Genomic DNA, 14,111 nt, shown 5'->3' with positions numbered 1-14,111 from the left:
CGGGAGGGCGCCGCATGAATCGCGTGAGAAAGGTGCCGCTTCGCAAGTGCGTGGGTTGCCAGGAGATGAAGCCGAAGGCGGAACTCACGCGCATTGTGCGAACGCCAGAGGGAGACATCGTGCTGGATTCCACCGGGAAGCGGAATGGCCGAGGCGCGTATCTTTGCCCGTCTGAAGCGTGCCTCCATATCGCGGTGAAGCGCAGGGCGCTTGAACGGGCGCTCAAAGCGGCGATTCCGCCGGAGATCCATGAATCTCTCCGCCGCCAGCTGGTGGGAGACGGAGATGCGCACTGACAAGGAGAGCATCTTGGGGCTGCTCGGCTTGGCGCGCCGGGCTGGGGCCGTGATCGACGGCCAGAAGCGCGTGTTGGACGCGGTGAGAACGCGGCGAGCCCAATTGGTGATGATCGCGGTAGACGCGGGAGACAATGGCCGAAAGAAACTGATGGACAAGGCGGCGTCGTACGGCATTCAGGTCGTGTGTTTCGGGACCAAAGCGGAGATCGGTCGAGCCATTGGACGGGATACGTCCGGTGCCGTTGCCGTCGTGGAGCCTGGATTTGCGCGCGAGGTCGTGGCGCGGCTTGGGGAATTCCACGGAGGTGGAGCGTTTGACGAAGTTGAGAGTGTACGAGTACGCAAAGCAGATGAACATGTCGAGCAAGGAGATCTTGACCATCCTCAATCGGCTCGGCGTGCCCGTCGCGAATCACATGAGCGTGATGGACGATGAGATGATTCAAAAGGTCGAACAGTTCTTTGAAGACGTGAAGCGCCGTGCGGCGGAAAGGCGTGCACAGGAGATGGAGAAGGAATTGCGCGAGCGCCAGCAGAAGGCGAAGGCCGAAGCGCAGGCTGAGCAGGGCCAGAGCCGGGCGCAGGCGGCGCAGGCGAACGGGCCCAATCGCCACGCCCAAGGTCAGCGAGACGCGGATCCTGCAAGCACCGGCGCTCAGGCGAACCAGCCTCGGCCCCATCGCGACAGCCGGGATCGAGGCGGCGCACAGGGCCGCGGCCGGGATCGGCGGGAAGGAGCGCCAAACGGATCCGGGGATGCGCGGAACCGCTCGGATCGCCCCGCGGGCCAGCGGAACTCGAACGGCAGCTACGCGCGCAACGGTGGGCAAGGGCAAGGTGATAGAAATCGGGATCGAGGGAGCTACGCAGGCCGGCCTCAGGGACAGCAGGGTCACGGGGACCGCGCCAACGGGCGCGGGCGGGACGGCCAGCGTTCCGCGTCTGGCAACGGCGGCGGAGCTCGCTTCCCGCGCGCGCCGCGGCCGCCCCAGGTGGTGGCGGTGCAGGCGGCTCAGCAGAAGCCTGTTGCGCCGGGATCGCAGCGCAAGGAAAAGGAGCGCAAGGAACGCGAAGGGTATCAGCGCCACGAGGAGTTCAACGAGACCAAACTTCAGCGGGCGCCGAAGCGGCGCGCGGGTAAACAGGAGAAGCCACTGCCAACCGAGGTGACCGTCGAGGGGCCGATGACGGTTGGGGAGTTTGCCAAGCTTCTGCAGCGCGAGCCGGCGGAGATCATCAAGCGCCTGCTCATGCTCGGCGTGATGGCGACCATCAACCAGGACATCGACACGGACACGATGGAACTCATCGGTTCGGATCTCGGCGTCACCGTGCACGTGAAGGAGCCGGTCGACGAGGAGGCGCTCGAGCTCCTGGTGGAGCCGGATGATCCTTCGGAGCTCGTGCCGCGTCCGCCCGTGGTCACCATCATGGGCCACGTTGATCACGGCAAGACGACGCTATTGGACGCGTTGCGCGAAAGCCGCGTGGCTGCGGGCGAAGCCGGAGGCATCACGCAGCACATTGGCGCATATCAGGTCGAGATTGGCGGACGGCTCATCACGTTCCTGGATACGCCCGGACATGAGGCGTTCACGACCATGCGCGCCCGCGGCGCCCAGGTGACGGACGTCACCATCCTCGTCGTGGCGGCGGACGACGGCGTGATGCCGCAGACGGTGGAGGCCATTAACCATGCGAAGGCTGCGAACGTGCCCATCATTGTGGCCATCAACAAGATCGACAAGCCGGATGCCAATCCGGATCGCGTGAAGCAGGAGCTCGTGCAGTACGGCCTCGTCCCCGAGGAGTGGGGCGGTGACACGGTCTTCGTCGAGATCTCCGCGCTCAAGCGCTTGAACCTCGACACCCTGCTCGAGATGGTTCTGCTCGTCGCCGACATGCAGGATCTGAAGGCGAATCCGAATGCGCGCCCGCGCGGAACCGTGATCGAGGCGAAGCTCGATCGCGGCCGTGGTCCGGTGGCGACGGTGCTGGTGCAAAACGGCACGCTAAAGGTCGGCGACATCGTGATCGCCGGCACGACGTATGGCCGCGTCCGGGCGATGGTCAACGAGAACGGTCGGCGCCTGAAAGCCGCTCCGCCGTCGACGCCCGTGGAGATCCAGGGCCTCAACGGCGTGCCGCAGGCAGGCGACCAGTTTGTGGTGTACGATGACGAGAAGAGCGCCCGCGCCGTCGTGGAGCGCCGCCTCGAGCGGGAGCGGCAGCAGATGCAGGCGACCGCGCGCGTCACGCTGGACGATCTCTACCGTCAGATCAAGGAAGGCAACGTCGCCGAGTTGAACGTGATTGTGAAGGCGGACGTGCAGGGGTCGGTCGAGGCGCTGGTGCAGTCCATCGAGAAGATCAACGTGGAGGGCGTCCGAGTGCGGGTGATTCACAAGGGCGTCGGCGCCATCACGGAGTCCGACGTGCAGCTCGCCTCGGCGTCGAACGCCATCATCATCGGTTTCCACGTGCGTCCAGACGCGAACGCGCGGCGGGTCGCGGAACAGCAGAAGATCGATATCCGCCTGTACCGCGTGATCTACGACGCCATCGCGGAAATCGAGTCGGCCATGAAGGGCATGCTGGCGCCGGAGTACAAGGAGGTCATCGTCGGCCACGCGGAGGTGCGCGAGACGTTCAACATCTCGAAAGTCGGTACCGTCGCGGGATGTTACGTCACGGACGGTCGTATCCCGCGCGACGCAGATGTGCGCGTGGTGCGCGATGGCGTCGTGATTTACGAGGGCAAGCTGTCGTCTCTCCGCCGCTTTAAGGACGACGTGCGCGAGGTGGCGGCAGGCTACGAATGCGGCATGACCATTGAGAAGTTCAACGACATCAAGGTGGGCGACGTGATCGAGGCGTTCACGATGGAAGAGGTCGCGCGGGTGTGACGAGGAACGCCGTGGAGGTGCGTGAACGTTGACGCGGATTCGGGCACAGAAAGTCGCCGAACAGATGAAGAAGGAGCTCGCGGATCTCCTTCAGCACGAGCTGAAGGATCCGCGGATTGGCTTTGTGACCATCACGCGCGTGGAGGTCTCGGGCGACCTCCAGCACGCCAAGATCTACGTGAGCGTGTACGGCAGCGGAGCGGAAAAGGAGGCCACGCTCAGCGTGCTGACCAAGGCGGCTGGGTTTCTCCGAGGCGAGATCGCGCGCAGGCTGCATATGCGTATGGCGCCGGAGCTCGTGTTTCGGCTTGACGAGTCCGGCGAATACAGCGAGCGCATTGAACAGGTGCTGAAATCGCTGAAAGAACATGAAACGAACGATTGAGCGCCCGAGGGGAGTCAGGGGATGACGAGTTGGCAGCCCGAGCCACGGGACAAGGACGCCATCGCGCGCGCCGCAGAGGCGCTTCGAGCCCTCGATGACTGGTTGATTGTCACGCACGAGCGTCCAGACGGGGATGCGCTGGGGAGCGCGCTTGCGGTGGCGCACATGCTGGATGCGCTCGGCAAGCGATACGCCATCGCGGCCGGCGAGGCATTGCCTCCGCGGTTCCGCTTCCTGCCTATGTACGATCGCATTCAATCCATCGACCATCTGGTTCCACGCCAGTTTCAGCACATCGTCGCGGTCGACTGCGCGGATGAACAGCGGTTTGCGCCGGTCGCGCCGCTCCTCGCGCAGGAACGGTTTGTCGTGAACATCGATCACCACCAGACGAACCCCCGCTACGGGCGGGTGGCGTGCGTGGATCCGTTAGCGGCCGCGACTTGCGAGGTCCTGTATCACGTGGCGAGGGCGCTCGACGTGCCGCTCGCCGTCGATCTCGCCAAGTGCCTGTACACGGGCATCTTGACGGACACGGGCGGCTTCAGCTACCCCAACACGACGCGCGAGGTGCACCAGATTGCCGCGGAACTCTTGGCGAGCGGGGTCCAGCCGTACGACATCGCCGAGCCCGCCTTGGAAGCGCGGACGCTCGAGCAGATGAGGCTTCTCCAGATTGCGCTGCGAGAGATGACCATCGCGCCCGACGGGCAGTACGCGTTCATCCTCGTCAGCCAGGCGATGCTCGCGTCGTGCAATGCCAGCGAGGACGACGTCGAGGGCCTCGTCGCGTTCGCGCGATCCGTCGAGACCGTCGAGGTAGGTGTCCTACTGCGGGAGCGGCCGGACGGGCTCGTGAAGGCGAGTCTCCGCTCCAAGCGGCGTGTGGACGTGGCGGCCATTGCCCAGCGGTTCGGCGGGGGCGGACACGCCCGTGCCGCCGGGTGCGTCCTCGAAGGCCCGTTGGAGGAGGCGAAGCAGGCCGTGGAGGCGGCCGTGATCGCGGCCCTGAAGGAAGTGGATGAAGCGTGCAAGCGTTAGACGGCGTCCTGCTCATCGATAAGCCCAAGGGAATGACGTCCCATGACGTGGTCCATCGCGTCCGCCGCAAGCTCGGCGTGCGGCGCGTCGGGCACGCGGGCACGCTCGACCCGATGGCGACGGGCCTTTTGATGATCTGCGTCGGCCGCGTCACCCGCCTTCTCGAATACCTCGGCCAGGGCGACAAGGAGTACTGCGGCACGGTAGTGTTCGGCGTCGGCACGGACACCGACGACGCGGAGGGCACCGTCGTGGCGCAGGCGCCGGCCACGGGTCTGGATCTGGCCGCCGTGCGCGAGGCCGCGGCCCGGCTCACCGGCGAAATTCGGCAGCGGCCGCCCGCATACTCCGCGATTCACATCGACGGTCGCCGGGCTTACGATCTCGCTCGCCAGGGCAAGAAGGTGGAAATCCCAGAGCGGACCGTTCACGTTCGAACCTTGACCCTCGACGAGTTCCATCACGAGGGCGAACTCGCTGTGGCCCGCTTTCACGTCCGCTGCTCGAAAGGCACTTACGTCCGGGCCCTGTGCCGCGATCTCGGCGCGCTCGTCGGTGTGCCCGCACACATGCGCTCGCTTCGCCGGCTTGCCATCGGCTGCGCGCGCGTCGAGGACGCCATTCCTCTCGACGACTGGATGGCTTCGGCGAATCCCGCCTCGCACCTACGCGATCCGCTCCTGTACCTCGACGACCTGCCAATGTGGCAGCCCCCGCGCGAGGTGCTGGAGCGCCTTGCGAACGGCCAGACGGTCGAGGTGGGCGACGCGCTGTCGCTCTCGCCTGGCGATCTCGTCCTCGTGATACACGCCGGCGCCGTGGCCGCCGTCGGTGAAGTCGTCGATCGCCAGCCGGCCGCGGTCCGGCCGAAGAAGGTGTTTTGGAAGAGGGGATGAGTCCGTGGAATTCATCGTCATGGAGGGGAAGGCGCCCACATCGCCCTCGCCGCAGGTTTTAGCGATCGGGAAATTCGACGGCGTGCACTTGGGCCACCGCGCCATCGTGAACGCCGCTCGAGGGCTGTTGACCCCGGACGAGCGCCTCGCCGTGATGAGCTTTGAGCCGCATCCGACCTTTGCGTTGACGGGCAACCTGGAGTACGCCAGATGGCTCACCCCTCGCCCCGAGCGCGTCCGGATCTTCGCCGAACTTGGTGTCGACGCGTTCTACATCGCCCGCTTCGATCGCGCGTTTCAGCAACTGGAACCTGTGGCCTTCGTCGACGGGTATCTCGTGCCCTTGCGCGTGCGGCATGTCGTCGTGGGGCCCGATTTCCGGTTTGGACGGGGTGGACAAGGGACCGTTGACCTTCTGCGCGAACTCGGGCGCGAACGGGGCTTCGACGTGAAGGTGGTCCAGCCGGTGGAAGAGCACGGCCACAAAATCTCAAGTTCCCGCATTCGCGAGCACCTGCGCGAGGGGCGCGTCGAGGCAGCTCAGGCGCTGCTCGGCAGGCCGTACGTCATCACCGGTGAGGTCGTCCACGGGGATAAGCGCGGCCGCACCATCGGATTTCCCACGGCAAATCTGGGTGGCATCGACGAGTACGTCTTGCCGAAGGCCGGGGTATACGCCGTGTTTGTCGAAGTGGAAGAGGGGCCTCACCTCTGTTCCGGCCACGCGTTCGGCGTGCTGAACGCGGGATACCGCCCGACGGTCGACGGACGCGCCTTTCAGCTCGAAGTGCACCTGCTCGATTTCGACGGCGACCTGTACGGGAAGACGCTCCGCGTCTCGTTTCTCCGCCGGATCCGCGACGAGATGAAGTTTGCCAGCCTCGAGGCCTTGCGGGCTCAAATCGCTCGTGACTGTGAGCTGGCTCGCGCGCTCGTCGGCCTCTCCAGCGGCGCGCAGTCGGGGCGACCGGTGTCGACCTGAGGGCGGGATGGGCAGACATGGCGCATCATACGGTGTTCGTCTATGGCACATTGCGCCGAGGGCAGCCTAATCGCGTCGTCATGCGACGCCACCTAGTGCGCGATCTCGGCCGAGGTCGCATCCGCGGCGTCCTGTACGACTGGGGAGCGTATCCAGCCGCGACCCTCGACGAGGACGGCGTGATCGCCGGGGAGTGGGTGGTCGTCACCGACGAGGGAATGCGCGCCCTGGATGCGTTGGAAGACTACCCTCATCTGTATACGCGGACCATCGTATCGGATGAGGTGCGCGACCTTCGCGGGTGGGTCTACTGCATGCCTGCGGAGCAGGCGAGGCGCGGCGGGCCGCGCATCGCGGGTGGCGACTGGGTGGCTCACGTGGCGAGACGACACGGCCCTCGTTGATGGCGGACCGCATCGCGGGGCACGGCGTGACTGGCATTCGCATGGATACTGTGGTATAGTGTTGACCGTGTGCGCAACACGATGAACTGCACCGCGGATCAGGAACCTCCGGCCTGTTCTTCGATGCAGCGATTTCATGTTCAAGGAGGATCATCATGCTCGAAGCGGACAAGAAGAAGGAAATCATTGCGAAATACCAGTTGCATGATCTCGACACGGGTTCGCCGGAAGTGCAGATTGCGCTTCTGACGGAGCGGATCAATTCGCTGACGGAGCACTTCCGCGTTCACAAGAAGGACCATCATTCGCGCCGCGGCCTTTACAAACTGATTGGCCGCCGCCGCAACCTGTTGAACTACTTGCGGAAGAAGGACATCAACCGGTACCGGCAGTTGATTGAATCCCTCGGATTGCGCCACTGAGACGAGGCGGGCTTCGGCCCGCTTCTTTTGCATGTGGCGTGGAACCCCCGTTTGTACATAGGAAGGCACGCGGCATCCGGCCGCTTGAGAGGGTAGGAGGTAGGAGATCCATGGTGGTTCGCCATGAGTTTGAAGTGGCGGGCCGGCGTTTTGTCCTGGAGACTGGGAAACTGGCTCGACAGGCGACGGCGGCGGTCCACGTTCAGTACGGTGAAACGGTGGTGTTGGCCACAGTCACCGCTTCCAAAGAGCCGAAGGAGCTCGACTTTTTCCCGCTCACCGTCAACTACGAAGAACGACTTTACGCGGTCGGGAAAATTCCCGGCGGCTTCATCAAGCGCGAGGGGCGGCCGAGTGAGCACGCAATTCTCGCGTCGCGCCTCATTGACCGCCCCATCCGGCCGCTGTTTCCTGAAGGATTCCGCAACGACGTGCAGATCGTCGATCTCGTCCTCTCCGTCGACCAAGACTGTGCGCCGGAAATCGCGGCGATGATCGGAACATCGGCGTCGCTCACCATTTCGGACATTCCCTTTAACGGGCCCATCGGCGGCGTCATTGTGGGGCTCGTGGATGGACAATTTGTCATCAACCCCACCGTCGAACAGTCCGAAAAGAGCGACCTGCATCTCGTCGTCGCCGGCACGAAAGACGCCATCGTGATGGTGGAGGCAGGAGCCAACCAAGTGCCGGAAGAGATTGTGCTCGAGGCCATCCTGTATGGTCACCAGGTCATTCAGACGATCTGCGACGAGATCAACGCGTTTGCGGCAAAGGTCGGCGTCAAGAAGCGCGAGGTCGAACTGCACAAGGTGGATCCGGAGCTGGAGGCCGCAGTGCGCGCGTACGCCACGGAGAAAGTGAGCGTGGCGGTTCGGAATCCGGACAAGCTCGCGCGCGAAGAGGCGCTCGCGAATCTGAACGCCGAAGTCCTAGAGCACTTCAAGGAGACGTTCCCCGAGAAGGAGGCGGACATCGCCGAGGTCATGCACACCATCCTCAAGGAGCGGGTGCGCGAGGCCATTCTGCGGGAAGGCATCCGCCCAGACGGCCGGCGCCTCGACGAAATTCGCCCCATCTCGTGCGAGGTGGGCCTTTTGCCGAGGACGCACGGATCGGCGCTGTTCACGCGCGGTCAGACGCAGGCGCTGTCGGTGTGCACCCTGGGTTCCATGGGCGATGAGCAGTTGCTTGACGGGCTCGAGATAGAGAAGTCCAACCGATACATGCACCATTACAACTTCCCGCCGTTTAGCGTCGGGGAGGCGAAGCCGTTGCGCGCGCCGAGCCGGCGGGACATCGGCCACGGGGCGCTCGGCGAGCGCGCGCTCGATCCCGTCATTCCCTCGCCCGAGGAGTTTCCGTACGCCATCCGCGTGGTATCGGAGATCCTCGAGTCGAACGGTTCCACGTCCCAGGCGAGCATCTGCGGCAGCACCATGGCGCTGATGGACGCGGGTGTGCCCATCAAGGCGCCAGTGGCCGGGATCGCGATGGGACTTGTAAAGGAAGGCGATCAGGTCGCCATTTTGAGCGACATCCAGGGCATCGAGGATCATCTGGGCGACATGGATTTCAAAGTCGCCGGCACGGAGCGGGGCGTGACTGCGCTGCAGATGGACATCAAGATCAGCGGCATTGACCGGTCCATTCTGGAGCGCGCGTTGAAGCAGGCGCGCGAAGGTCGGATGTACATCTTGAGCAAGATGATGGAGGCCATTTCGGAGCCTCGCGCGGACCTGTCGAAATTTGCGCCGAGGGTCATCACGGTCAAGATCCATCCGGATAAAATCCGCGATGTCATCGGCCCGGGTGGGCGCGTGATCAACAAAATCATCGAGGAGACGGGTGTCAAAATCGACATCGAGCAAGACGGCCGCGTGTACATTCACAGCACCGACGCCGAGCAGGCGAATCGGGCCCGGGAGATGGTCGAGAACATTGTCCGCGACGTCGAGGTCGGTGCCACGTACACGGGGAAAGTCACCCGCGTCGAGAAGTACGGGGCGTTTGTTGAGATTCTCCCTGGCAAAGAGGGGCTTGTGCATATCTCGCAGCTCGACCTGAACCGCGTGGCGAAGGTGGAGGACGTCTGCCAGGTCGGCGACACGCTCACGGTGAAGGTCACCGAGATCGACAACCAGGGTCGAATCAACCTGTCGCGCAAAGAAGTGTTGAAGGCCATGCAGCCGCCTGCACCGCCTCAGCCGCCGCGTCCTTCGAGCGGTCCGGGGCGCGGTCCGCAGGGCGGACATGGGCGGCGGGATCACGGCCACAGCGCCGGGCCGAAGGCTGCGCCAAGAAGGACCCATCCGTGATTGACCCTTCGCTTGTGGAGGCATCCTAATCCGCGTGGAATGCGGATGGAGGGATGCCTGATGAAGCCAAGGCAGATGGCCCTTGGTGTATGCGCGGGTGCATGCATTTGGACGTTCGGCGCCTTGTTCTGGACACGCGCGGACGTTGCACCCCAACCGGCGCCCGCCTCGTCGGTGCGCGTGTGGGAGGAGGTGAGCCGCGCGTGGGCGAATCCTCCTGTGGATGCCCGGCGAGACCGCGTGTGGCACAACATTCCCGGCCTCTCCGGCTTTGCCCTCGATGCGGCGGCGAGCGAGCGTGAGACGGCGCGGTTCCACGACGGCGCGCTTCACCTCGTGTGGCGGGTGGTGCCGCCGAAGGTGCGGCTCCGGGACCTCCCGCCTGATGTGATCTATCGCGGTCCGAGGGAGGAAAAGTCTGTCGCCCTCATGGTGAACGTGTCCTGGGGCGAGGCGTACGTTCCGAGGATGCTTCAGATCTTGCGGGACGCGCACGTGAAGGCGACGTTCTTTGTCGACGGCGCCTGGGCGAAGAAGTTTCCCCATCTCGTCCGCGCCATGGCTCGAGACGGGCACGCCGTGGAATCCCACGGATACGGACACCCGGACTTTCGGCGGCTGAGCGACGCGAAGCTGGCGGCGCAGATCGACGAAACGAACCGACTACTCGCGGCCATCACCGGCAGAGCGCCGCGGCTCATCGCGCCGCCCGCCGGCTCGTACGATGCCCGCCTCGCGCCGCTCGCAAAGTCGCGCGGCATGTACGCCATCCTGTGGACGGCGGACACCGTGGACTGGAGGAACCCGCCTCCCTCCGACATTGTGGCGCGGGTGCAGCGGGGGGCAGAGCCAGGCGCGCTCGTGCTCATGCACCCGACGGCGTCGACCGTCGAGGCGCTCCCAGCGGTCATTCGCTGGCTCGAGACGCGTGGGTACCGGATGAAGACAGTGGAAGACGTGATCGACGAGCGGCCGGCCGTGACACCGCCCACGGTCCTGGCGCGGGAGACCATCCGCTCATGAAGGCGCGGCGCCGCGCGACGGCGTCATCAGCGATGTAGGAGGCCATGCGGTTGACATACCGAACCACATTGAGAAACGGGATTCGCGTGGTGGGGGAAGAGATGTCCTCCATCCGCTCGGTGAGCTTGGGGATCTGGGTGGAAACCGGATCTCGCTATGAATCCCAGAGCGAGAACGGCATCAGCCACTTTCTTGAACATATGTTTTTCAAAGGGACGTCGCGCCACTCCGCCAAGGAATTGGCGCATTTGTTTGACGATCTCGGCGGCCAGGTGAACGCGTTCACCGCGAAGGAGTTCACGTGCTTTTACGCGCGCGTGCTCGATGAGCATTTCTCCATTGCGCTCGAAACCCTGGCCGAGATGCTCACGGATTCGCGCTTCGCGCCTGAAGAGATGGAAAAGGAAAAGCGCGTCGTGATCGAGGAGATCCGCATGTACGAGGACACGCCGGACGAGCTCGTCATGGATCTGATTGCGCGCGGCGTCTATGGGGAGCATCCGCTGGGGTACACCATTCTCGGCCGCGACGAAAATCTGCTCCGGTTTTCGCGGGAGGACCTCGTCCGGTACGTGAACCGGCACTACCGGCCGGAGCGCATGGTGGTTTCGGTCGCGGGGCATGTCCCCGAGGATGTGGTGATTCGCGAAGTGGAGCGCGTCTTCGGCGGGTTGAGCAAAGGCGCGGATGGCGCCCCGGCGTTAGTCCCCCCGCCTTTCCACAAGACCGTGACAACCGAAGATAAGGACATCGAGCAGGTGCACATCTGTTTGGCGGCGCCGGGGTATCCGGCCGGATCGCGCGAATTGTATCCACTGCTTCTGTTGAACAACGTGCTCGGAGGTACGCAATCCTCCCGCTTGTTTCAGGAAATTCGGGAGGAGCGCGGGATGGCCTACTCGGTGTACTCCTTTCACACGGGCTACCGCGATGCGGGCATGTTCGGCATTTACGTGGGCACCTCGCCAGAGACGGCCGAGGAGGTCCTGGCGCTCGTTCAACAGGTCACGGCGCGCATGTGGCAAGAGCCCATTTCTCGCGACGAGCTCGAAAAAGCCAAGCGACAGGTGAAAGGGGCGCTCATGCTTGGGCTCGAGAGCTCAGGGAGCCGGATGAGCCGGCTGGCGAAAAACGAGATTCTGCTCGGCCGCGAGGTCCCGCTCGAGGAGACCCTCGCGGGCATTGATGCGGTTGCGCCCGAGGACATCCAGCGCGTTGCCGAGGACGTCTTGAGCCACGGGTTCGCGCTCGCGGCTGTTGGGCCGCTCGCTGAGTTCGCGTTCGATCGCGCCGCAAAGGTGTGTGTGTCGTCATGATGGAGGGGTGGGAGATGGAGGTCAAAGTCCAAATCGTGTCGCCCCTCCTCACCCCTGACGATCTCCCTCAGTACGCCACGGAGGGCTCCGCTGGGATGGATTTGCGCGCTTGCCTGGAAGCACCCCGGGTCGTGCGGCCGGGCGAGATTGTACCCGTGCCAACGGGCCTCGCCATTCAACTGCCGCGACGGGACGCGGTCGCCCTCGTATACGCGCGAAGTGGGCTCGCAGCCAAACACGGCATCGCGCTCGCGAATGGCGTCGGGGTCATCGACAGTGACTATACGGGCGAGATCGTCGTTCCGCTTCACCACCTCGGCGCGCAGGAGTTTGTCCTGCAACCGAAGGAGCGCATCGCTCAGCTCGTCATTGCGCCCATCTATGTGGCGCGCCTTGTGGCGGTCGACCATCTCGGCGCCACGGCGCGCGGCGCTGGCGGATTTGGATCGACGGGGCGAGTGTAATCTCTCACCTCGACAACTCCATATCGAGGAGGGCCAGGTAGGAGGCTCAGGTGTCAGCGGGCACCTGGGCCTCTTTTCGTGCGCACCCCTCGTGGGCGGGCGTCATAAGCTATGGCGCATGCCAATGGCGAGGTGACCTCGATGCTCACTGGGAAACACCTGGTCTTCGTCGGCGGTGACAGGCGTCAGTTGGAAGTCATCGCGCAGATCACCGACAACGACGCGAGCGCCACGCTCATCGGCTTCTCGGAGCTCGGGCGGACGTTTGCCGACACGACATTTGCCGAGCCGAGTGAGGCGGTGTTTGCGCAGGCGGACGCGCTCGTGCTGCCCGTCGCGGGCATGGAGGACGACGGGCGCGTCGATACCGCTTTCGCGCCGCAGCCCGTGGAATTGAAAGAGTCCCATTTTCAGGCCATGCGGCCTGGCACCTTCGTCTTCACGGGCATCGCGCATCGCGTGCTCACGGAGTGGTGCGAACGATACTCGCTCCGCCTGGTGAGGTTGATGGAACTCGACGACGTGGCGATTTTGAATTCGATTCCCACTGCCGAAGGGGCCATTGCCATCGCGATGCAAGAGACAGACATCACGCTGCACGGCGCCAAGACCGTCGTTCTCGGCTTCGGGCGGTGTGGCCAAACCCTCGCGCACAAGTTGCACGCCATGGGGGCCGTCGTCCACGTGTGCGCGTCGGACCCGCGCGATCTCGCCCGGATCCACGAGCAGTCGCTCACCCCCGTACCCCTGAAACACATTGAGCATGCCGTGCACGACGCGGATATCGTGTTCAACACCATTCCAGCCATGGTGCTGCCCGCGGCCGTGCTCAAGCGAATGCGACGGGAAGCGGTGATCATCGATATCGCGTCCAAGCCCGGCGGCACGGACTTTCGGTACGCCGAGCGGCGAGGCATCAAGGCCATTCTCACGCCGAGTCTGCCGGGACTTGTCGCGCCGCGGACGGCCGGGCGGATCATCGCGGCATCCATCACGCGCATGTTGGCAGACGACGACGAGCCGGAGTTCGAGGAGGAAGAGCTATGGATCTGAGCGGAAAGACTATCGGCTTTGGCGTGACCGGGAGTCACTGCACTTACGAAGAGATATTCCCAGAAGTCAAGCGTCTGTGCGATCTCGGCGCGCGCGTCATTCCTGTATTTTCCCACCACGTGATGCACACCGATACGAGGTTTGGCAAGGCGGGAGAGTGGGCTCGGAAAATTGAAGAAGTCACGGGCAACCAGGCCATCACCACGATTCCGGAGGCCGAGCCTCTCGGGCCGTCCAAGGCGCTCGACGCCTTCGTCATCGCGCCTTGCACGGCCAGCACCTTGAGCAGGTTCGCGCATGCCAACACCGACTCCCCGGTCCTGATGGCGGCCAAGGCCACCCTGCGCAACGGCCGGCCTGTCGTGGTTGCCATCTCCACCAATGATGGGCTAGGCTTGAGCTTGTACAACATCGCGACGCTCATGAACGCGAAGAACATCTATTTTGTGCCGTTTGGCCAGGATGCGCCGCATGTTAAAATGAACTCGCTTGTTGCGCTCATGCGGTTGATTCCTGATACCGTCGCGGCTGCGCTCGAAGGGCGCCAACTCCAGCCGGTGCTCATCGAACGCTGGCGCGAAGATAGGCCTTGAGCGCGGATT

15 protein-coding genes are annotated in these 14,111 nt (G+C 64.2%); all 15 read left to right on the top strand.

Translation table 11 applies throughout. The features are described from left to right. The first annotated feature begins 14 nt into the window (after positions 1-14). The 15 genes from rnpM to AC27E8_RS07910 all read left to right on the top strand — a co-directional run bounded on the left by rnpM (position 15) and on the right by AC27E8_RS07910 (position 14,102). Positions 15-296: an RNase P modulator RnpM gene (gene rnpM / locus AC27E8_RS07980; RefSeq protein WP_487098830.1), complete on the top strand. Its 282-nt coding sequence runs from the start codon at positions 15-17 to the stop codon at positions 294-296. After that, entirely contained in the window at positions 286-735 is a 450-nt protein-coding gene (locus tag AC27E8_RS07975) for a L7Ae/L30e/S12e/Gadd45 family ribosomal protein (RefSeq protein ID WP_487098831.1), read from the top strand. The genes rnpM and AC27E8_RS07975 overlap by 11 nt, the downstream gene beginning before the upstream one ends. Then, a complete protein-coding gene (gene infB / locus AC27E8_RS07970; protein WP_487098882.1) occupies positions 650-3,205 on the top strand; it encodes a translation initiation factor IF-2 in 2,556 nt (851 codons plus the stop codon). The genes AC27E8_RS07975 and infB overlap by 86 nt, the downstream gene beginning before the upstream one ends. Before the next feature lie 28 nt (positions 3,206-3,233). Continuing rightward, entirely contained in the window at positions 3,234-3,590 is a 357-nt protein-coding gene (gene rbfA / locus AC27E8_RS07965; RefSeq protein ID WP_014464187.1) for a 30S ribosome-binding factor RbfA, read from the top strand. A 21-nt stretch (positions 3,591-3,611) separates the two neighbouring features. Then, positions 3,612-4,631, top strand: coding sequence for a DHH family phosphoesterase (locus tag AC27E8_RS07960; protein ID WP_487098832.1), 1,020 nt, complete (start codon positions 3,612-3,614; stop codon positions 4,629-4,631). After that, a complete protein-coding gene (gene truB, locus AC27E8_RS07955) occupies positions 4,619-5,527 on the top strand; it encodes a tRNA pseudouridine(55) synthase TruB (protein ID WP_487098833.1) in 909 nt (302 codons plus the stop codon). Before AC27E8_RS07960 ends, truB begins: the two co-directional genes overlap by 13 nt. 4 nt (positions 5,528-5,531) lie before the next feature. Beyond that, positions 5,532-6,509 (top strand): bifunctional riboflavin kinase/FAD synthetase, encoded by a 978-nt coding sequence (locus AC27E8_RS07950; RefSeq protein ID WP_487098834.1) that lies wholly within the window; start codon positions 5,532-5,534, stop codon positions 6,507-6,509. A 17-nt stretch (positions 6,510-6,526) separates the two neighbouring features. Further along, entirely contained in the window at positions 6,527-6,913 is a 387-nt protein-coding gene (locus AC27E8_RS07945; protein ID WP_487098835.1) for a gamma-glutamylcyclotransferase family protein, read from the top strand. Positions 6,914-7,068: 155 nt separating this feature from the next. Next, positions 7,069-7,335, top strand: coding sequence for a 30S ribosomal protein S15 (gene rpsO, locus AC27E8_RS07940; RefSeq protein ID WP_008339940.1), 267 nt, complete (start codon positions 7,069-7,071; stop codon positions 7,333-7,335). A 110-nt stretch (positions 7,336-7,445) separates the two neighbouring features. Beyond that, complete coding sequence (locus AC27E8_RS07935; RefSeq protein WP_487098836.1) at positions 7,446-9,653, top strand: polyribonucleotide nucleotidyltransferase; 2,208 nt, start codon at positions 7,446-7,448, stop codon at positions 9,651-9,653. 60 nt (positions 9,654-9,713) lie between these two features. Then, the gene (locus AC27E8_RS07930; RefSeq protein WP_487098837.1) at positions 9,714-10,676 is read left to right on the top strand and encodes a polysaccharide deacetylase family protein; all 963 of its coding nucleotides are present in this window, start codon (positions 9,714-9,716) and stop codon (positions 10,674-10,676) included. A 50-nt stretch (positions 10,677-10,726) separates the two neighbouring features. Then, complete coding sequence (locus AC27E8_RS07925; protein WP_487098838.1) at positions 10,727-11,992, top strand: M16 family metallopeptidase; 1,266 nt, start codon at positions 10,727-10,729, stop codon at positions 11,990-11,992. Between the two features lie 14 nt (positions 11,993-12,006). Then, the gene (dut, locus tag AC27E8_RS07920; RefSeq protein ID WP_041695129.1) at positions 12,007-12,456 is read left to right on the top strand and encodes a dUTP diphosphatase; all 450 of its coding nucleotides are present in this window, start codon (positions 12,007-12,009) and stop codon (positions 12,454-12,456) included. A 141-nt stretch (positions 12,457-12,597) separates the two neighbouring features. Further along, positions 12,598-13,509, top strand: a complete 912-nt coding sequence (gene dpsA, locus AC27E8_RS07915) for a dipicolinate synthase subunit DpsA (RefSeq protein ID WP_487098839.1) — start codon at positions 12,598-12,600, stop codon at positions 13,507-13,509. Further along, positions 13,500-14,102: a dipicolinate synthase subunit B gene (locus AC27E8_RS07910; RefSeq protein WP_014464197.1), complete on the top strand. Its 603-nt coding sequence runs from the start codon at positions 13,500-13,502 to the stop codon at positions 14,100-14,102. The genes dpsA and AC27E8_RS07910 overlap by 10 nt, the downstream gene beginning before the upstream one ends. Positions 14,103-14,111: the final 9 nt, after the last annotated feature.

Source organism: Alicyclobacillus sp. CIJ1 (genome assembly GCF_057538885.1).
This window is presented reverse-complemented; position numbering and strand designations above follow the sequence as displayed.